The sequence below is a fragment of the Bacillus sp. sid0103 genome (assembly GCF_019219025.1).
The window spans coordinates 167,659-187,799 of the sequence record NZ_JAHUWN010000002.1 but is presented as its reverse complement, the minus strand read 5'-3'; the positions used below and the strand labels follow the sequence as shown (position 1 = coordinate 187,799).

Annotated in this window: 19 protein-coding genes; 17 read left to right on the top strand and 2 right to left on the bottom strand. The window is 39.9% G+C overall.

Annotation, left to right across the window (positions count from 1 at the left end; translation table 11 throughout):
* The first annotated feature begins 7 nt into the window (after window positions 1-7).
* From KW850_RS03045 to KW850_RS02985, 13 genes are all read left to right on the top strand, one after another.
* Entirely contained in the window at window positions 8-697 is a 690-nt protein-coding gene (locus KW850_RS03045) for a CoA transferase subunit A (RefSeq protein ID WP_218346100.1), read from the top strand.
* The gene (locus tag KW850_RS03040) at window positions 690-1,331 is read left to right on the top strand and encodes a 3-oxoacid CoA-transferase subunit B (protein WP_218346099.1); all 642 of its coding nucleotides are present in this window, start codon (window positions 690-692) and stop codon (window positions 1,329-1,331) included. The genes KW850_RS03045 and KW850_RS03040 overlap by 8 nt, the downstream gene beginning before the upstream one ends.
* Before the next feature lie 13 nt (window positions 1,332-1,344).
* The gene (locus KW850_RS03035; protein ID WP_218346098.1) at window positions 1,345-2,475 is read left to right on the top strand and encodes a muconate cycloisomerase family protein; all 1,131 of its coding nucleotides are present in this window, start codon (window positions 1,345-1,347) and stop codon (window positions 2,473-2,475) included.
* A 50-nt stretch (window positions 2,476-2,525) separates the two neighbouring features.
* Complete coding sequence (locus tag KW850_RS03030; protein WP_218346281.1) at window positions 2,526-3,719, top strand: thiolase family protein; 1,194 nt, start codon at window positions 2,526-2,528, stop codon at window positions 3,717-3,719.
* Between the two features lie 349 nt (window positions 3,720-4,068).
* Window positions 4,069-5,169, top strand: a complete 1,101-nt coding sequence (locus KW850_RS03025) for an ABC transporter substrate-binding protein (RefSeq protein WP_218346097.1) — start codon at window positions 4,069-4,071, stop codon at window positions 5,167-5,169.
* Between the two features lie 71 nt (window positions 5,170-5,240).
* Window positions 5,241-6,173, top strand: coding sequence for an ABC transporter permease (locus tag KW850_RS03020; RefSeq protein ID WP_218346096.1), 933 nt, complete (start codon window positions 5,241-5,243; stop codon window positions 6,171-6,173).
* A 5-nt stretch (window positions 6,174-6,178) separates the two neighbouring features.
* The gene (locus KW850_RS03015) at window positions 6,179-6,973 is read left to right on the top strand and encodes an ABC transporter permease (protein WP_218346095.1); all 795 of its coding nucleotides are present in this window, start codon (window positions 6,179-6,181) and stop codon (window positions 6,971-6,973) included.
* Window positions 6,970-8,019: an ABC transporter ATP-binding protein gene (locus KW850_RS03010; protein WP_218346094.1), complete on the top strand. Its 1,050-nt coding sequence runs from the start codon at window positions 6,970-6,972 to the stop codon at window positions 8,017-8,019. The genes KW850_RS03015 and KW850_RS03010 overlap by 4 nt, the downstream gene beginning before the upstream one ends.
* 116 nt (window positions 8,020-8,135) lie before the next feature.
* A complete protein-coding gene (locus KW850_RS03005) occupies window positions 8,136-8,939 on the top strand; it encodes a prohibitin family protein (RefSeq protein ID WP_218346093.1) in 804 nt (267 codons plus the stop codon).
* A 926-nt stretch (window positions 8,940-9,865) separates the two neighbouring features.
* On the top strand, window positions 9,866-10,213 hold the full coding sequence (locus KW850_RS03000) for an ArsR/SmtB family transcription factor (RefSeq protein WP_218346092.1): 348 nt from the start codon (window positions 9,866-9,868) through the stop codon (window positions 10,211-10,213).
* A gap of 30 nt (window positions 10,214-10,243) precedes the next feature.
* On the top strand, window positions 10,244-10,885 hold the full coding sequence (locus KW850_RS02995) for an MIP/aquaporin family protein (RefSeq protein ID WP_218346091.1): 642 nt from the start codon (window positions 10,244-10,246) through the stop codon (window positions 10,883-10,885).
* Window positions 10,886-10,898: 13 nt separating this feature from the next.
* Window positions 10,899-11,318 carry an arsenate reductase (thioredoxin) gene (gene arsC / locus KW850_RS02990; RefSeq protein WP_218346090.1) on the top strand — a complete coding sequence of 140 codons (420 nt, stop codon included), beginning with the start codon at window positions 10,899-10,901 and terminating at the stop codon, window positions 11,316-11,318.
* A gap of 379 nt (window positions 11,319-11,697) precedes the next feature.
* On the top strand, window positions 11,698-12,186 hold the full coding sequence (locus tag KW850_RS02985; RefSeq protein WP_308128742.1) for a VanZ family protein: 489 nt from the start codon (window positions 11,698-11,700) through the stop codon (window positions 12,184-12,186).
* An 89-nt stretch (window positions 12,187-12,275) separates the two neighbouring features.
* On the opposite strand, the gene KW850_RS02980 is transcribed toward KW850_RS02985, so the two are convergent.
* A complete protein-coding gene (locus KW850_RS02980; RefSeq protein ID WP_308128741.1) occupies window positions 12,276-12,899 on the bottom strand; it encodes a pyridoxamine 5'-phosphate oxidase family protein in 624 nt (207 codons plus the stop codon).
* Window positions 12,900-13,015: 116 nt separating this feature from the next.
* On the opposite strand from KW850_RS02980, the gene solA reads away from it, so the two are divergent.
* From solA to KW850_RS02960, 4 genes are all read left to right on the top strand, one after another.
* Window positions 13,016-14,170, top strand: a complete 1,155-nt coding sequence (solA, locus tag KW850_RS02975) for an N-methyl-L-tryptophan oxidase (protein ID WP_256358049.1) — start codon at window positions 13,016-13,018, stop codon at window positions 14,168-14,170.
* 249 nt (window positions 14,171-14,419) lie between these two features.
* Window positions 14,420-15,799 (top strand): MFS transporter, encoded by a 1,380-nt coding sequence (locus tag KW850_RS02970; RefSeq protein ID WP_218346088.1) that lies wholly within the window; start codon window positions 14,420-14,422, stop codon window positions 15,797-15,799.
* Window positions 15,800-15,829: 30 nt separating this feature from the next.
* Window positions 15,830-17,389 carry a histidine ammonia-lyase gene (gene hutH / locus KW850_RS02965; protein ID WP_218346087.1) on the top strand — a complete coding sequence of 520 codons (1,560 nt, stop codon included), beginning with the start codon at window positions 15,830-15,832 and terminating at the stop codon, window positions 17,387-17,389.
* 89 nt (window positions 17,390-17,478) lie between these two features.
* Window positions 17,479-18,684 (top strand): helix-turn-helix domain-containing protein, encoded by a 1,206-nt coding sequence (locus tag KW850_RS02960; RefSeq protein ID WP_218346086.1) that lies wholly within the window; start codon window positions 17,479-17,481, stop codon window positions 18,682-18,684.
* Here the strand turns inward: KW850_RS02960 and KW850_RS02955 are convergent.
* Entirely contained in the window at window positions 18,657-20,069 is a 1,413-nt protein-coding gene (locus tag KW850_RS02955; RefSeq protein ID WP_218346085.1) for an aminotransferase-like domain-containing protein, read from the bottom strand. The genes KW850_RS02960 and KW850_RS02955 overlap by 28 nt on opposite strands.
* Between the last annotated feature and the right edge of the window lie 72 nt (window positions 20,070-20,141).

Here is a 20,141-nt window from a genome sequence, read left to right as displayed (position 1 = left end):
GAAAAATATGACGAAAATACTTCATGATATAGAGTCTGCCTTATCTTGTGTGAAAAGCGGTCATACGTTAATGGTTGGCGGGTTTGGATTAATCGGTGCCCCCCTTACCTTAATTGAAGGGTTAACAACAAAACAAGTAACTGAACTAACCGTTATCAGCAATAACTTAGGTGAGGCAGGTAAAGGATTAGGAGAACTCCTAAGACAAAGGAAAATCAAAAAAGCGATAGGATCCTATTTTACGAGTAATCGCGAAGTAGGGGACTTTTACCAAAGAGGGGAAATAGAATTAAAGCTATTACCCCAAGGGACCTTATCGGAATCTATTAGAGCTGGCGGTGCCGGTATAGGAGGCTATTATACGAAAACTGGTGTTGGAACAGAGCTAGCAAATGGGAAAGAAGAAAGAGAATTGAATGGAGAAAAATATATATTTGAACCAGCTTTACGAGCGGATGTGGCTTTGATCAGGGCTTGGAAAGCCGATACACTTGGCAATCTCATCTATTACAAGACAGCTCGCAATTTCAATCCACTGATGGCAACAGCAGCAGATGTGGTCATTGCAGAAGTGGATGAGATTGTTGAAGCGGGAGAACTGTCTCCAGAAGCGATTGTCACACCCCATTTATTCGTCGATAACCTGATTATCGCGAAAAAGATTTTGACGAAGGAAGGTGTGATTGATTATGAATGAAAATCATCGAATTCAAGAGATGATCGCAAAACGGGCAGCGAAAGAACTGACAGGCCCGTGCATTGTAAATCTTGGCATTGGAATTCCTACGTTAGTGGCGAAATACATTGAAGAGGAAAATGTCTATTTTCATACAGAAAATGGCTTGTTAGGTGTCAGCGATGTAGCGGAAGGTCAAATCGATCCTAACTTAGTCAATGCAGGAAAGCTGCCAGTTGGGGAGACAATCGGTGCCTCTTTCTTTAATAGTGCAGAATCGTTTGCAATGATTCGCGGCGGGCATGTGGACGTTGCGATCCTTGGTGTTTTGCAGGTAGATCAGTCAGGTCTAATTGCCAATTGGGCTGTTCCAGGTAAGAACATTATGGGTGTAGGTGGAGCAATGGATTTGCTTGTGGGGGCAAGGAAAGTCATTGTAACGACGACACATACATCTAAAGACGGAAAAAGTAAGCTATTAAAAAGGTGTCATTACCCTATTACATCAACAAGAAGTGTAGACATGATTATTACGGAATTAGCTGTCTTTGAAGTAGATGTAGACCAATTAAAATTAATCGAATTAATGCCGGGTGTAACTATTGAAGAAGTAAGAGAAAAGACGGAAGCGGACTTTTCTTATCAAAATCAATAAAGGAGGGAACGAAATGAAAATACATTCTTTAGATGTGTACATAGTGGACCTACCAACCATCAGACCCCATCATTTGGCGATGCATACGATTGTCACCCAGACGATTGTGATGGCCTGTATGAGAAGTGAAGATGGAGTAGAAGGTTGGGGGGAAGTTGCCACCATTGGCGGCGCCTCTTACTCGGAGGAAAGCCCAGAGGCCATTAAAGTAAATGTTGATAAGTATATAAAGCCTTTAATCCTTGGAAAGAACCCGATAAACTTTGATGCCCTTTCCCACCTGATTGGTATACATGTGAAGGGGAATTACTTTGCAAAAGCATTGGTTGAATCAGCGATGGCCGATTTAGTCGCTAAATCCATGGATATTCCAAGTTATCAATTATTCGGGGGACAGTGTCATTCTTCATTACCGGTTGCTTGGACATTAGCGAGCGGAGACACTGCAAGGGATATTGAAGAGGCGCAAAATTGTCTAGAAACCAAAAGGCATAATATTTTTAAATTGAAAATTGGTAAAGGAGATCCAAAGAAAAACGTAGCACACGTCATCAAAATTAAGGAAGCAGTCGGCGATGCAGCGAGTGTTCGTGTGGATGTCAATCAAGCCTGGGATGAAGTAACGTCACTCTATTGTATTGAAGCATTAGAAAATGGCGGCGTAGACTTAATTGAACAGCCTTTAGTTCGATGGAATAGTGAAGGGATGTCGAAATTATCCTCGCGCTTTAAAGTTCCCATTATGGCAGATGAATCACTTGGAACGATTCAAGAAGCTTATCAAATCGCCAAGCATCGATCAGCAGATATTTTCGCTCTAAAAGTTCCGAAAGCAGGCGGACTAACGGCAACGAAGAAAGTAGCGGCTATTGCCGAAGCAGCGGGCATTCCGATGTATGGTGGAACAATGATTGAGTCATCCCTCGGAACGGCTATTTGTGCACAGCTTTATTCAACAATCCCAGAATTAACATTCGGAACAGAACTATTTGGTCCCCTTCTATTTAAAGACAATGTCACGGTCAACCAAATTGAATATGAGAATTTTGAGTTGAAAATTCCAAACGGACCAGGGTTCGGCATGGAAATTGATAAGGAAAAACTGAAACATTATTCGAGAGAATTTGTCACAAGTATTAATTAAGTTGTAAGGATATGAAGAAGGAAAAAATAAAATATGAGGGTGTCGAAAAAGTGACAAATGTCGTTATTATTGACTCTGTTCGAACGGCTATTGGGAAACTAGGGGGAGCATTAGAAAATGTTCCTGCTGACTTTCTAGCAGCTACTGTCCTTGATGAAGTGGTTAAGCGAGCGGATATTTCAAAAGAAATGATAGACGAAGTAATAATGGGACAAGCAAAACAAAGTTCTGATGCATCCAATTTAGCAAGAATCGCTTTGCTCCGTGCAGGTTTTCCGGTTGAAATACCAGGTTATACTGTTCATCGTCAATGTGGATCAGGAATTCAAGCGATACATTCAGCTAGTCAACAAATACATAGTGGTCTAGGGAATGCCATTATTGCAGGTGGAGCAGAATCCATGAGTACAGCTCCGTATTATATGAGAAATATTCGTTTTGGATTGAAATCGGGCAATGGACAGTTATTGGACCCAAATACAGAAAGTCAGCCAGGTTCACAGCCTGTTGAAGATTATGGCCTGTTAACAATGGGGATGACAGCAGAAAATTTAGCGGAAATGTATGCTATTTCAAGAACGGAACAAGACGAATTTGCCTTAAGAAGTCAAGAAAATGCGAAAAGGGCCATTTCGACTGGTATATTCGTACAAGAAATCGTTCCCTATCGAATAAAAACGAAAAAAGGTGTAGCTGAGTTTAAAGTGGATGAGCATCCAAGAGAAACAAGTTTAGAAAAATTAGCTCAGTTAAAACCCGTTTTTAAGGAAGATGGAACAGTAACAGCGGGAAATAGCAGCGGGAGGAATGACGGGGCAGCTGCTCTAGTCCTTATGTCAGAGGAAGAAGCAAAGAGACTCGGTAAAAAACCAAAAGCAAGAGTGATTGCTCAAGCGGCTGCAGGAGTTTCACCAGATATTATGGGAATTGGACCAGTAAATTCAACTTTGAAGGCACTTCAAAAATCAGGGTTGAAATTAGCTGATATTGATTTAATTGAATTAAACGAAGCGTTTGCTGCACAAGCTTTAGCTGTCATAAAAGAATTAAAACTTGATCTAAATAAGGTGAATCCTAATGGTGGTGCTATAGCCATGGGGCATCCGATTGGCGCCACGGGAGCCATTTTAGCAACAAAGGCTATCCATGAACTAGAAAGAACAGGAAAAAGATATGGGCTTATTACGTTATGTATTGCAGGTGGGCTGGGGATTTCAACCATCATTGAAAATGCACAAATTTAAAGTTGTGTTTTGTTTAATTACCTATTCTAATGGCGTTGAAAACTAATAAAGCGTAAAGATTCCTTGGTAAGGGACTTTACGCTTTTTTTAATATCATGAATAAGGATTCACCTAAAAAAGCTCTATGAATAATTTCAGTTGTTTTTTAAAGACTTACCTAATTTTGTGAAGTATAAACCGCTATTTATGCATCACAGCATAAATTATTCAAGATTGCATATTGTACTCCAACCTTGGAAAACACAGTATATTCTGAAATATTATATTGTACTGTAGTTTATTACTTTTGGCATAGGAATTGCATTACTAAGAGTAGATACTTACTAAATATAAAATCAAGGGGGTAAATATGAAAATTACTAAAAAGGTCTCAAAGTTTATGATGGTTCTAGCTGTGTCAACAATGATCCTTTCTGCATGCGGGAAGAGTGATAAGGAAGCCGCTAGTACAGTAAAAGAAACAAAAACCTTAAATCTATTAACTTGGGAGGGTTATGCAGATCCGGAGTTTACAAAAGCATTCTCCGAAAAGTATGGAGTGAAGGTAAACGCTACTTACTTCGGCTCTAGTGATGAGCTGTTAGCAAAACTTAAATCGGGCGGCGGAGATACATATGACATTATCTCTCCTTCATCAGACGTAGCATCCGTGCTTATCGATTCTGGCTTAGTAGAGGAAATTGATACTTCAAAGATTGAGAGTTTCGGAGACTTAAATGAGCGTCTTCGTTCCCTTCAGGATGTGCAAAAGGATGGAAAAACATATGGTATGCCTTTTACATGGGGACCTGATTATTTAATTTATGATGCGGATGTCATTAAAGAAGAGCCAACTTCCTGGAGTACTTTCTGGGATCCCAAGTATAAAGGAAAAGTATCTGTTTGGGATGATATTTCTAATATTTACTTAGTCGGGCAAATTATGGGGTTAGATAAAAAGGATGAAAGCGCCATTTACAATATGTCAGAAGAACAGCTTCAAGATGCGAAGAAGAAATTGTTAGAACTAAAGCCGAATATTAGAAAATATTGGGCAACAGCAGGAGAACTAAATGATTTATTTGCGAATAAAGAAGTAGTCATGGCGGTTGGCTGGCCGCTGACTGTTGAGGCGGTTAATGCAAAGGGCCGTAATCTAAAATGGACCATTCCGCAAGAAGGAGCAACCGGTTGGATTGACCGTTTAATGATAGTAAAAGGAGCTAAAAATAAAGCCAACGCTGAAAAGTACTTGAACTACATTTCAACTCCTGAAGCACAGGCCAAAGTCGCAAAAGTCACCACGTATGGCATTGCAAATCCAAAAGCAGCAGAATTCATGGATCAAAAACTGCAAGAACAGACCTATGTTAACAATATGGACGACATGTTCTCTAAATTAAACTTCTGGCAGCCTGTTAAGGAACGTAACCGTTATAACGAGATATGGACTGAAATAAAAACTCAGTAACCGTTAAAAACTGAATCTTTGAAGAGGGGTTACTATTTTAGTAGCCCTTTTTCTAAAACAGGGGGGAAATAATGAAAGTTACATATAGTAAAGTGACGGTAGTACCGAAAGAGAAAAAAAGATTCCCACTTTCAAGGCTCTTAGTACTCGCCGTCTTTATTCCAACAATTATTTGGCTGTTTTTATTTTTAGTCCTGCCGTATATAAATTTGTTTATCTACAGCTTTTGGCAGGCAGGTCCAATTAATGTGGTTAAAGAATTCTCATCAGCTAATTATTCGAAGTTTTTCACAGCGGTATCTGGGGCAAATGCTCCTTCAGCCATTTTAATAGATACAGTAATATTAGCTGGTACTGTTACGGTTTTTACCGTTTTCTTAAGCTATCCGCTTGCATACTACATCAATTTCCGCGTAACCAAATACAAACAATTTATCTATATGTTAGTCATTATCCCGTTATGGATTAGCTACATCGTTAGGGCTTATTCATGGAAAATCATTTTAGGCACGAATGGAATTTTAAATTCATCTTTAATGTATTTACACATTATCGACAAGCCGCTGGAGTTTTTCTTATATAGTAAAGTTTCAGTTATTATTGGCATGGTACATATTTATACACCGTTTGTATTAATGCCGATTTATACGATTCTCGAACAGATCCCTCGTAATTTAGTTGAGGCTTCCAAGGACTTAGGGGCAAGCCGATTCCAAACGTTCTTTAAAGTCGTATTTCCATTGTCTTTGCCAGGTATGATTGCAGGGGCTACTTTTGCTTTTGTTCTATCAATGGGAGATTTCTTAGCACCTTCATTGCTCGGCGGACCTGATAGCAATACGATGATTGCTAATTTAGTTCAGCTGCAATTTGGTACTTCAAATAACTGGCCATATGGATCAGCAATAGGTGTGATTATCTTTATTTTTGTATTAATCGTCCTGGATCTAACAGGTAGAGCAGAAAAGAAGTTCTCCGCCTTAGATTCAAAGGAAGAGAGGTAACTAGAATGCTGAAGAAGTTTTCATTTATGAATAGTTCGCTTTTAATTATGGCAATGGCTGTCTTAGTATTTCTTTATTTACCCCTAATCGTCGTAACCATTTATTCATTTAACCCGGATAGCGTAAACAGTTTTCCGATGCGTGGTTTCTCTTTGAAATGGTATCATGTCATGGCAGAAAATGAAGTACTGATTGAATCACTGAAAAATTCGGTAGTGGTCGCGCTGATGAGCACCTTTTTTGCGATATGTTTAGGGGTACCAGGAGCATTCTTAGTTGATCGCTTTAACTTTCCAGGAAAGAAGTTATTTGAAAGAATTGTCCTGCTTCCGTTAATGCTGCCTGGTATTTTAACTGGGGTTGCATTGCTTAATTTTTTTCAAGAGTTGGGGATTGGCCAGTCCATGACAGCTGTAGTCATCGGGCATACCACTTTTTTGATTGCCGTCATCATGACCCAGGTGTACGCTCGTTTAAAACGGCTTGACCGTAATCTTGAACAAGCCTCCTATGATTTGGGGGCTTCAAGAATACAAACCTTTTTTTATGTTATTTTACCGTTAATTTCGACATCCCTGATTGGGGCTTCCATGCTTGCCTTTACTCTGTCGTTGGATGAAATACCTGTTACATTCTTTTTAAATGGAGTGTTTTCGACACTGCCACTGCAGATCTGGGGAATGACTCGGAATGGTATTACACCTGAAGTAAACGCGATTTCAACAGTCGTATTTGTATCTTCGATCGTTTTAATCATTATATCGACTATCATAACAAAAGAGGAAGGGCGACGGGCATGAGAGAGAATATCGTTCAATTAAAGTCCATTAACAAATTTTATGGAAAAAATCATATTGTTAAGGATTTAACTTTAGACGTCCACAAGGAAGAGTTTCTAACCTTATTGGGGCCAAGTGGATGCGGCAAAACAACCACGCTTCGTATGATTGGTGGTTTTGAAACCCCAGATACAGGGGAAGTCTACCTAAATGGTATCGATGTTTCTAACTATCCACCCTATAAACGTAATGTAAATACTGTTTTTCAAAATTATGCTTTGTTTCCCCATATGACAGTCAGCCAAAACGTTGGGTATGGTCTGAAAATGAAAGGTATCCCAAAAGATGATAGAGAAAGCCGGGTAAATAAAATTCTAAAATTGGTGCAAATGGAGAACTTTTCAGCAAGAAAACCAAGGGAAATGTCTGGCGGCCAGCAACAGCGGATCGCAGTGGCGAGAGCGATTGTAAATAATCCTTCTGTTTTGTTACTTGATGAGCCGCTTGGAGCATTAGATCTGAAATTACGTAAAGAAATGCAGTTGGAATTGAAGCATCTACAACAGTCCTTAGGAATTACTTTTATATATGTCACCCATGATCAGGAAGAAGCGTTAACAATGAGTGATCGTATTGCGGTCATGTATGATGGCGGCATTGCTCAATTAGATAGGCCTGAAGAAATCTATTATCAGCCGAAAACGGCTTTTGTTGCTGATTTTATCGGAGAAACTAATATGTTGAAAGGTAAAGTATCTAATATTCAAGGAAAAGAGGCCATTATTGATTTATTGGGCCATAGATTTGCTGTTGATCATAAACAAGAGTTTAGCCTGGAAGGGGAAGTTAATGTATCGATCCGTCCAGAAACCTTAGTTGTTTCTGAAGAGGATGCTTTTTTAAGAGGTACGGTGAAAGAAATAATTTTTGTAGGCTCGATTCGTAAAGTTGTATTAGAGTTAAGCGGAGAGCAAGAACTTACTTTAACGATACAAGAGGGATCTTCGTATTTCCCTGGTCAGGAGGTTGGGGTTGCGTGGAGGCGTCAACCAGTAGTTCTTTGTTGATTGATTACAAAATATTTGCCGGTTTAATTTAGTATTTTAAAAGAGGTCTGATCCCTTTTTTACTCTGTATAAATTGATACCTATTTTCATAAGGTTATCTAAAGGGAGTGATCAGAATGAACTATACGAAATTTATAATAAGTGGACTTATTGCGCTGGTGATTATCGTGGTTGGCCTTTTTTCTGGTACTACCGTTGATTCTGGTTATCGAGGGGTTCTTTTACAATTAGGGGCTGTTAAACCGACTATTTTAACGGAAGGATTTCATTTTAAGATTCCATTTATTCAAACCGTTCAACCGATTGAAGTCCGGGTCCAAAAAGAAGAAAGTTCACAGACAGCTGCCTCAAAGGACCTGCAAATGGTCACAGCGATGGTGGCCGTAAACTATTCTGCTGATCCGGAAGCGGTGAATAAGCTCTATCAAGAAATCGGCTTGGATTATCGTACCCGAATCGTTGACCCTGCGATTGCCGAATCACTAAAGGCGATCACCGCACAGTACACGGCAGAAGAATTAATCTCGAAACGGCCGGAAGTATCGGCGAAAGTAAAAGATATGCTGGCAAGTAAATTAACAAAATATTATATGATTCTAGAAGATATTAATATCAAAGAATTTGCCTTTAGTGAGGAATTCAATAAAGCAATCGAATCGAAGCAAACCGCTGAACAAAATGCATTACGAGCAAAAAGAGATCTCGAACGAGTCAAAATCGAAGCCGAGCAAAAGGTTGCCCAAGCAGGAGCAGAGGCCGAAGCTTTACGTTTGAAAAAACAAGAAGTAACAGAGGAATTGATCCAATTAAAGCAAATTGAAGTCCAAGAAAAAGCCCTCGAAAAATGGGATGGCCACCTGCCAAGCGTCACAGGCGGAGCCACGCCTTTTATAGATGTTGAGGGGCTTTCGAAAAAATAAGAAGAGGGACTACAGGGCGGACATAATTACCTGTATTTTAGAATTTATCTATTCTGATGTGTAAAGTTCTTAATGCATACTAAGTTCGTTCTCTTAAGAGCGAGCTGAGTATGCTTTTTTTGTCTAGTACTGTATCTCTTTGGCTGTTAGGTGAAGGACACCGCTTTCAAAGGGAAAATCACATGCATCAAAGCAGTTTTTTGTCCATCGTACCGCTTCCGAAAGACAAAACCCCAGCACCAGAGGAGAATTTTGTCCATCGTGCCGCTCCCGAAAGACAAAACCCCAGCACCAGAGGGGAATTTCGTCTATCGTGCCTCTCCGAAAGACAAAACCCCAGCACTAGATGAGATTTTTGTCCATCGTACCGCTTCCGAAAGACAAAACCCCAGCACCAGAGGAGAATTTTGTCCATCATACCGCTTCCGAAAGACAAAACCCCAGCACTAGAGGAGACTTTTGTCCATCGTACCGCTTCCGAAGGACAAAACCCCAGCACCAGAGGAGAATTTTGTCCATCGTACCGCTCCCGAAAGACAAAACCCCAGCACTAGAGGAGAATTTTGTCCATCGTATCGCTTCCGAGGGACAAAACCCCAGCACCAGAGGAGACTTTTGTCCATCGTACCGCTTCCGAAGGACAAAACACCAGCACCAAAGGAGAATTTTGTCCATCGTATCGCCCTCCTGATAGGGTTATGTCGAAAAGAAGAAATGATAACTTGGTTTTTCAAGCATTTCTATTAACAAAAACTTAACATTCGAATCGTTGAAATCCTTTGAATGTTGTTTTAATATATAAGCAAATAGTTATATGTAGAATAAAACGCGGGTAAAGATCTATGAAGGGTATTATGTTAAAACGATTAAAGACATGGATTATATATAAGTAAATAATTATTTAATTATATGTGGAGGTGTTAATTATGTTGCAATCAAAAGTAGACTTGGAAAAAGCTGCGACTGTTTTAAAATTATTAGGCGATAAAACACGCTTAACCATCGTAGGTATTTTAAAACAACGTGAGTGCTGTGTTTGTGAATTTCTAGAAGTATTTGAGATGAGTCAGCCATCTATCAGTCAGCATCTTCGCAAGTTAAAAGATGCGGGGATGGTGAAGGAAGAACGGAGAGGACAATGGATTTATTATTCCCTGAACCAGCAAAGTGAGCTATATGGACTTATAGAAGATATATTGGAACACGTACCGCTCCAGACAGAGAAAATTACACAGATTGAAAAAAGCAATCCTACGATTCGTTGTGGTTGTTAACTAATTGAATCAACAAGGGGATTAAACAGAATGAAAAAAAAGTTAATCAGTGAATTTTTAGGAACTTATTTTCTTGTTTTTGCTGGAACTGGTGCAGTAGTGATAGATTCGATTACTAAAAGTTTAACTCATGTTGGTGTAGCCCTTACATTTGGGCTGGTCGTTATGGCATTAATTTTTACTTTCGGTCACCTTTCAGGTGCACACTTCAATCCAGCCGTTACCATTGGATTTTTAATTCATGGGGATATAAATAAGAAGGAAGCACTTAATTATATTGTTATTCAAGTCATTGCTGGAATTGCAGCTAGTGCAACGTTATTATGTTTATTTGGAAATGTTGCAACACTTGGTACCACCTTACCAAGAGGTTCATGGGGCCAATCGTTTGTTTTGGAATTTATACTTACATTTTTCTTGATGATGGTTATATTCGGTTCTGCGGTCCATGGTAAAGCGGTAAAATCCTTCGCAGGAATTGCAATTGGTGCAACAGTTGGATTAGAAGCAATGTTTGCTGGTCCAATCTGCGGTGCCTCTATGAATCCCGCAAGGTCCATTGGTCCAGCACTCGTATCAGGAACAACTCAACATTTATGGGTGTATATAGTCGCAACTATATTAGGAGCAGGCTGTGCGGCAATTATTTATAAAATACTACACGAAAAATAAAGGAGAAAACATCATGACTAAAAAAACAATCTATTTCTTATGTACAGGTAACTCATGTCGCAGCCAAATGGCAGAAGGTTGGGCTAAAAAGCATTTAGGTAATGAGTGGGAAGTGAAGAGTGCTGGCCTTGAGGCACACGGATTAAACCCAAATGCCGTAAAAGCAATGAAGGAAGCTAGTATTGATATTTCAAATCAAACATCTGATGTAATCGATCCTGAAATTCTTAATAACGCAGAGTTAGTTGTGACGTTATGCGGACATGCAGCAGATCACTGTCCTGTAACTCCATCGCATGTAAAAAGAGTTCATTGGGGATTTGATGACCCAGCTAAAGCAGAAGGGACTGACGAAGAAAAATGGGCATTCTTCCAACGTGTCCGTGATGAAATCGGAGATCGTATCAAGCGTTTTGCTGAATCTGGTAAGTAAGAAAGAATTTGAAAGCCAAGAGTAAAAATACTCTTGGCATAAATTTTAATATCCATATAAGTAATTACTTATATTTCCTTTTTTATAGGCTGTGTTAAAGCTAAATGTTGATTTTATACACTCTGTTGATTGGAGCGGAATGCGCGAGACTCCTGCGGGAGTACGGGGCAGGGGAGACCCCACAGGCGCGTAGCGCCGAGGAGGCTCCCCGGCACGCCCGCGGAAAGCGAAGCGCATGGAGCGGAAATCAACAGACAAGTTTAACACAGCCTTTTTATATGTATTGGGATTGGCTGGGAATTGTACTGTATTAATAGGACATAACTTTAAAAAATGATAGAATAGGTTTTAAATTAATCATTTAGGAGTAATCATCAACGTGCAAATTAGAATGGACAAGACGGTATCGGTTAATCAGAGGATCAAAACCCTATTACCTTGGGTGTTGGTATTCCTTTGGATGTTTCTCATTTTTAACATGTCTTCTCAACCAGCTACACAGTCTAACTCGCTTAGTTTGGGAGTTACTGAGAAAGTGATCGAAACAGTGAACAAATTCAAGCCAGGTGCGGATTTGAACATTGAGACAGTCAATCACATCGTAAGGAAAAATGCTCATTTCTTTGCCTACTTGGTACTTGCTGTACTAACGCTTAACGCACTGCGGAAAGGTGAAAAGTTAAGTTGGGGGAAATCGTTACTAGCTTTGGGAATTTGCGTCCTGTATGCAGCGTCGGATGAAATTCATCAACTATTTGTTCCGGGCAGGGGACCGCAGGTTAAGGATGTATTCATCGATAGCTCGGGGGCTCTATTGGGAATCGCGATTTTTATGGTAGTGAATAAAATTTTGAATCGGTATTCATAGGTCTGTGTTTGTAGCTGCCAATCAAACTGAAAACCTTTAATAGAAAAAACCAAGGGATCCCCTTGGTTTTTTTATATCTTTTAAGATATTTACTCTTCTTTAAAAAAGTCTACATTTTTTTGTTTTTCGTCATCTGTTCCCCAAAGTATTTCTTTATCCGCATGTTGCAGCTTCGGTATATGCTTTGAACAATGAATATAGGCCTCTTCAACTTCGATGAGCACCCACCGTTCTGCTTTGTTTCCTTCTTTTTCATGTATGTCCATCAAGATATTCTCTGACAAGTCTGACGAGAGTAATTGACTGTTTTCAATAATGGAAGCTTTGCCATTTACATGCAGTCCAATGCAATGCTCAAAAAAATCGATAAACATTAGACCAATTTGAGGGTTTTCTATGATGTTTCCTAGACTGGCCATCACACCATTTCCCTTATATTCCGGATATATGATGGTTTTTTCATCAATAATTCTCACGAAACCTGGTAATCCTGCCCGGAATGAGGAATCACAGCTGCCCCTAGAATCAGCAGTTGAAATAAACATCATACTTTGCTCAGAGATAAACTTCGTCATCATGCCATTTAGATGATCGAGCATTTGCTTATTATAAAAAGAAGCAGCCTTCTTTGTTGTGCTATATCGCTCCTGCAGGATGCACTCCCCTTTTTCTGCTGCCATTGTTTCCAATCCCTTCACCGTTTTAATAACCACATCATTTTACCACACAGTGCCTGTCACCGCTCGAAATTTGTCGATTTAGAAAGTTCTCCAATCATTAGGAATTTTCTGTTATGATAATCTCAAATTTGGAAGGAAGTGTAATAGATTTGAAGAAGCATTACGATGTTGTGATTGTTGGCGCAGGGTCTATGGGTATGGCTGCAGGATATTACCTATCAAAGCTTGGAATAAGGTCGTTATTAATCGATGCAAATGATCCCCCTCATAACTTTGGAAGTCATCATGGAGATACTCGAATCATTCGTCATGCCTATGGAGAGGGAAAGCAATATGTTCCTCTTGCACTTGGAGCTCAAGAATTATGGAGGAAATTAGAGCAGGAATCCGGAATGAAGCTGTTTTCTCCAACAGGTGTTTTGTGTGTTGGAGAAGAGGGGTCTCCTTTTATCGAAGAAGTAATCAAGAGCGCCAAAGAATTTTCTTTACCGCAGGAAATACTATCTAGCGGGGATATAAATGCCCGTTGGCCTGGTTTCTCTCTGCCAGATGGATTAGTAGGATGTTTAGAAAAAAACTCAGGAGTGCTATTTAGCGAGGAATGTCTTCGGGCATATCGCCGGCTTGGGTTAGCGAATGGGATGACCTTGGTGCCGAATACAAAAGTGGAGAAAATAGAGAAGTTTGCTAAAGGTGCCATTGTACATACAAAGCATGAACAATATTCTGCTGATTATGTTGTTGTGTGTTCAGGAGCCTGGTCAGGAAAAATCCTTGAGGGAACAGGAATAGACATTCCTCTTCAGCCAACACGCAAAACAGTCTCATGGTTTGAATGTGATGAACGTCTATATGATTCCTCTTGTTTTCCTGCTTTCAGCATCGACTTAGGAAATGAACATTATTATGGCTTTCCAAGCATGAGTGGAAGTGGTGTAAAGGTTGGAAGGCATGATGGGGGAGAAAAGGTCGATCCGGATCATTTTAATCGGGAATACGGTGCGGGTTCCTCGGATGAGGAGGAATGCCGGCATTTTACAAAGGAGTACCTGCCAAAAGCCAATGGCCGCTTGATGAAAGGGAAATCATGTCTTTATACACTTACGCCTGATGAACATTTTATCATTGACCGTCATCCCGCCTTTTCAAATGTCATGATTGCCGCTGGTTTTTCAGGACATGGCTTTAAGTTTGCAAGTATTATAGGAAAAATTATTTGTGATTTTGTTACGGAAGGTCAAACAAATTATGATATCTCCATGTTTTCGCTTCAGCGATTTACAAATAAATTTAGTAGGAACTAATATTAGTAGAATTGATCAAAAGGGAACCTCTAGTGCGGTTCCCTTTCTTTATTTTTCAGAGAGATTCATTTACAATAGCAATATTGTGCTAATAGTTCGAATTATTGTCTAGAGCCTTCTTTTCTTCCAGCTATTATAATTTAGCTAAGTAAAGTGTAAACGCTTAAATTTTTTGAACGGCAAGTTAGTTATTTTTTTTTGTATTTCCTTATCTGAAAAATCAAAAAAATACTAAAAGGAGTTGTTTTAATGAGCAATCAAACGTATTTGATGGATGATGCCCCGCTGAATAGATTTCATCTTCGAATTACCGCCCTTACTTTCGGTTCTAACTTTTCAGATGGTTATGCTTTAGGGATTATTGGAATGGCGCTTTCTTTATTAGGACCAGAGATGAAACTAGGGCCAATTTGGGAAGGATTAATTGGAAGCTCCGCGTTAATCGGTCTCTTTTTTGGCAGCCTGTTATTAGGAGGATTGTCTGACCGTATTGGCCGACAAAAAATTTTCCTAGCCAACTTTCTCATTATAGGGATTGCCTCTGCCTTGCAGTTTTTTGTAAATGATCCATGGACCCTTTTCATTTTGCGTTTATTGATCGGGATTGCCTTAGGAGGAGATTATGCCGTTGGATCGACATTACTAGCTGAGTTCGCCCCTAGAAAGTATAGAGGATTATTGCTCTCTTCTTTAAATGTGCTATGGACAGTCGGTTATGTTGTTGCGAATATTGTAGGGTTTTATTTACAAAAATCTGGCCCGGATGCTTGGCGCTGGATGCTTATGAGTGCCGCCATTCCCGCTTTCATATTATTAATCTTACGTATTGGAACTCCAGAATCACCACTTTGGCTAATAAAAATGGGGCGTGTGGAAGAGGCCCGCGCCATTGTAAGAAAATATCTTGGACCAAATGCTATCATGGATGAAACGATTAAGACAAGTTCTAAACATGCTTTCCGTATGGTCGATCTTTTCTCTAAACAGCTTTGGAAAAAGACAACATTCGGATCCTTATTCTATGTATGTCAGGTTGTTCCGTACTTCGCCATCTATACCTTCCTTCCGACCATTTTAAGTAAAATGGGATTTGAAGAAACGTTTAGCATTGATATGCAGCTTAACCTATTCCTTCTAGTTGGATCAATTGTTGGGGTTTGGTGTACGGAAAAGCTTACACGAAGGGGATTCACCATTTATACCTTTATCATTCTTACAGCATCCTTGTTTATTTTAAGCGTCTTGCCTAAAGATTCACAAACCATTGCCATTATTGTATTTGCAACCTTCACTTTTGTGATGTCTGCTGCTTCCAACCTTACCTTAATTTATCCTGCTGAACTTTTCCCTACCGAAATTCGCGGAACAGGTGTAGGCGTCACGACAGCTGTCAGCCGGATCGGTTCTGCCATTGGAACATTTTTGCTTCCGATTAGTGTTAGTGCATGGGGAATGGGTACATCGATGATTGCGATGAGTGTTGTATTATTAATTGGAACGATTGTCTCGATTGCATGGGCACCGGAAACAAAGTATCTGTCCATGAGCGATGTCAATGAAGAAGAACTTAAAACGGGGAACTCTCTCATCATCGATTCCCCGCTTTCTAGTAAAAGAAAATTATCCTAAGCGTTATTTTCAGATAAAGAGGTGTGTTAAATGGCCAAGATTGAATATTTACACCCAAGAGATATAAGAGAGGTTATTCTTGGAGATCATGAGCTTTCGATTCATGAGGTGATGGCTGTTGCTCGATATTCAGCAAAAGTTTCCTTTACAGAAACTTTTCGCAGCAGAGTAAAAGCATCACGCGGATTAATCGAAAAGTTTTTACAAGAAGAGCGGGCGATATATGGTGTGACAACTGGATTTGGCAGCAATGTCACTCAAGTCATTTCGAAGGACGATGCAGAAATCCTCCAGCGAAATATTGTTCGGTCCCATGCAGTATCAGTTGGAGAACCGCTGGAAAAAGAAGTGGTCCGAGCGATTCAGCTCATGATTCTGAACCATTTGGGCCATGGATTTTCGGGCGTCAGCTTAGAGGTATTAGAACTTATGGCTGGATTGTTAAACCATGATATCTTGCCGTTTGTGCCAGGTGATGGTTCAGTGGCCTATCTTTCTCCTGAAGCACACATCGCTTTAGTTTTAATGGGAGAAGGTCAAGCTTGGTATAACGGTGAGCTCCTTTCAGGCTGTGATGCTTTAGAAAAAGCCGGATTAAAGCCAGTTGTATTAGGCTGTAAAGAAGGACTCGCCCTTTTAAATGGTACGACTTCTGTTACTGCGTTTGCCGCTCTCGCTTTATACAATGCGATTCAAGCTGTAAAGACAGCAGATATTTCAGGAGCTATTTCGTTTGAATCGTTAAAGGGAACGATAAAAGCCTTTGACCCGCGACTTCATTCCTTAAAAAAACACAAGGAACAGGGGAAAACAGCTCTTAATTTATTAAGAATTCTAAGCGACAGTGAAATTGCCCAACATTACAAGGATTATAGATTACAAGATGCACTAAGTCTGCGCTGTATTCCACAAGTCCATGGTGCTGTTAAAAGGGTATTAAAAAATGCTTTGGAAAACCTGAAGAATGAAATGCAGTCCATAAGTGACAATCCCATCATCTGGCCTGAAGGGGAAGATGGCATTGCCCTCATGGGAGGAAATTTTGATGGCACATACGCTGGAATGGATGCAGATGCCATGTCCATCGCGATGGCGAACTTAGCTAAGATCGCTGAACGCAGGATTGACCGGTTAGTGAATTATCATGTAAGTGAATTGCCCGATTTCTTAGTTGCTAATCCCGGTCTGAATAACGGCTATATGATTCCCCAATATACGGCAGCCGGATTATTAAATGAAATCAGAGTCCTTTCTCATCCAGCTACTATTGATAATGTCCCTACAAGTGCGAATCAGGAGGATGTGGTTAGTTTTGCCTATTTTGCCGCCAAAAAGGCCTATCAGGTTTCAAAGAAGCTACAATATATTTTAGCCATTGAATTGATGCTTGGCGCACAGGCTTTAGATTTCTATGAATCATTGAATCCATCAACAGTAACAGGAAAAGTTCGTCAATTTATCCGAGAGAAAGTACCAACTGTCCAAGAGGACCGATTTTTTCATCCTGATATAGAAATCATTTTCCGCCACATTCAAGAAGGAGAAATTGCAGCGATAGTCGAAAATTTAATTGGTGAAATAGAATATTAGTTGTATTTAGCAGGAAGCCACTGTATCTTTAGAGAAAAGCGGCTTCTTTTTCTTTAACTTAAAAGACTGGATGAACGAGGTGGATGAAAATGAAGCAGGATTCAAATAGTGCAGCTTTTTCATATCTTCTACTCTCTGGGACGCTTGTCCATGAAGGGACATTTGCCGAGTTACAACAAAAGTTTGAGATTTATATTCAGCCGCATTTGGTTATGGTTGTTTCAGTAGATCGTTATCCGGATATAGCAAGCGGGAAATCTTTGGAGTGGAGAAAAAATGTTGGTCAACAGTTAGTGGAAAGAATTGAGGAAACGGTACATATTCCTTTTCTGTGGAATTGGATTGAAGAGGGGGTTCTAGCTCTTCTCTTAGAGCTTGAGGAAAAGGGGTCAGAAACGGAGTTTAATAGAAAAATGGTTGATATGGCAAAAGCCATTCAGCTTTCTGCAACCTCGATTGACCTTTCCGTATCCATAGGGATTGGAAGATATTATCAAGACCCATATGCACTCTACCAATCCTTTTTAGAAGCAAGGAAATCGATGTCAGGCCGCTTTTTTCAAGGAAATCAATTAATCTTTCATTGCGAAATGAAACGAAATCAAAAGGAGCCCGTCATCAATCCGTTTAATGAAGAGAAGGCAGAGTTGCTTGCCCTTGTTAAAATTGGGGATGCTGACGGGATTATACATAATTTGAAACGCCTGATGGAAAAATTGGCGGAAGCTTGTCATTTTAATGAGGATATGTTTAAAACAGAAGTAGTGTCCATCGTATTATTAATGTCTAAAAGGGTAATGGAATCGGGCGCCAATGCCACTACCATTCTTTCAAACAATACCCATTTTATTCAAAACCTTTATCATATCATTCGTTATGATAAATTTGTCAATGCGGTTTGTGAATATGCGATGTGGCTTACAGAGCAATCAGAAGACAGTAATTTAAATGAACTAACCCCGTTAATCCAACAAGCTATTGGCTATATTAAAGAAAACTATCTAAAGGATATTTCTCTGAATGAAATAGCACAGTATTGCTGCGTGAGCCGGTATCATTTTAGCCATTTATTTAAAAAAGAAGTTGGTATCAGTTTGATTGACTATTTAAATCGAATGAGAATAGAGCTGTCTTTATCGTATTTAGAAATGACGGATTTATCAATAAGTGAGATTGCATCCAGAATAGGATTCGATGATGCTAATTATTTTAGCCGCATGTTTAAAAAGTATATGCAATTTAGCCCATCAGCTTACAGAGGTGCCTGTCACCGCCCAAAACTTGTCGAAGGTTGAACTAGTTCGATAAACTTTTTCATTCCTTTTGAAATTTGCTCTTCGTTTGCATAGGAATAACTTAACCTGAGCCATGAGGACGGCTGCTTTAAGGGGTCGCAGATCTGTCCAGGAACAAAGGAAATCGACTGCTGCAGGCTTTTTGCTAATAATTCTTCTGTTGATATGAGGCTTGGAAGCTGTACCCATAAATTCAAGCCGCCGTTTGGGCTGGTCCATTGCCAATCGGTTGCAGATAGTTCTTCCTCCATGATTTCCTTTCGTATTTGCAGGGCAATTCGAAGTTTTTCGATATGCTGCTGCAGCCTCGGTGATGAATAGTAATGGAGGAAAATCTTTTGATTAAGAAGCGGTGAGCCGTTGTCTGTCAATGATTTTACCACCAGCAGTGATTTCATCACAGCTGCTTGCCCGGTCAACATTACGGCAATCCTCAGCCCGGGTGAGATATATTTGCAAAAGCTCCTGATATAAATCACCATCCCGGAAGTATCATAGGTGTAAATGGGCGGCGTCGGTTCCTGGTCAAAATAGATGTCATGATAGGCGTCATCTTCAATTAAGAGACAGCGATATTGCTCTGCTAATTGGACCAATTCCTTTCTTTGTGCAGCGGGAACCGTGTATCCGGTCGGATTATGGAAGGTTGGATTCAGATAAAAGAGACGCGGCTTGTGTTTTTTCATCATGAGTTCAATCTGCTGTAAATCATAACCGCCAGGATGAATGTCCACCGTTACAATATTAGCTCCTTGTGCTCTAAAAATATCAATGGCGGCACTGTAGCTTGGCCGTTCCATTAACACGGTGTCTCTTGATTTGACAAAAGCCTGGGCAATAAGATGAATGGCTTGCTGGGACCCGGTGGTAATTAACAGGTCATCCGCCTTCGTAACCGTTTTATATTGACTGTTAAAGTAGTAGGAGAGTGCTTCGCGCAGCTCCTCGTCTCCCTGAACAGTAGAGTAGGTGGAAAGCACTTTGGGATAGAGGTCAAAAACCTTCTTTACATAATCAGAAAGAAAGGTGTTGGGCAAAAGATTGGGATCAATAAGCGCCTGTGAAAAATGATAGGAAACAGGAACCTGATGGATTTCCGATAAGTGATTTTTTTGTACATACGCTGAAATAATGGGGCTATCAAGGTTTTCAAATTGATGGCCATCACTTGATTGAACATAATAGCCGGATTTATCTATGACATAGATTTTCTTTTCCTGTTTAAGGAGCTGATAGGCTTTTAATACCGTTAAGCGGTTAACCTTCATTTCGGCGGCCAAATTTCTGACAGAGGGAAGCTTGTCATTTTCTTTCCATTCGTTCAGCTCAATTCGATGCAGAACATAATCATATACTTGTTTAAACAGGTACTCACCATTACTCATTTTTTTCCCTCCTTAGTCACTTGATTTTACCATGATTGAATGGAATCTGGTCTATTTATTATCATCTGTTCT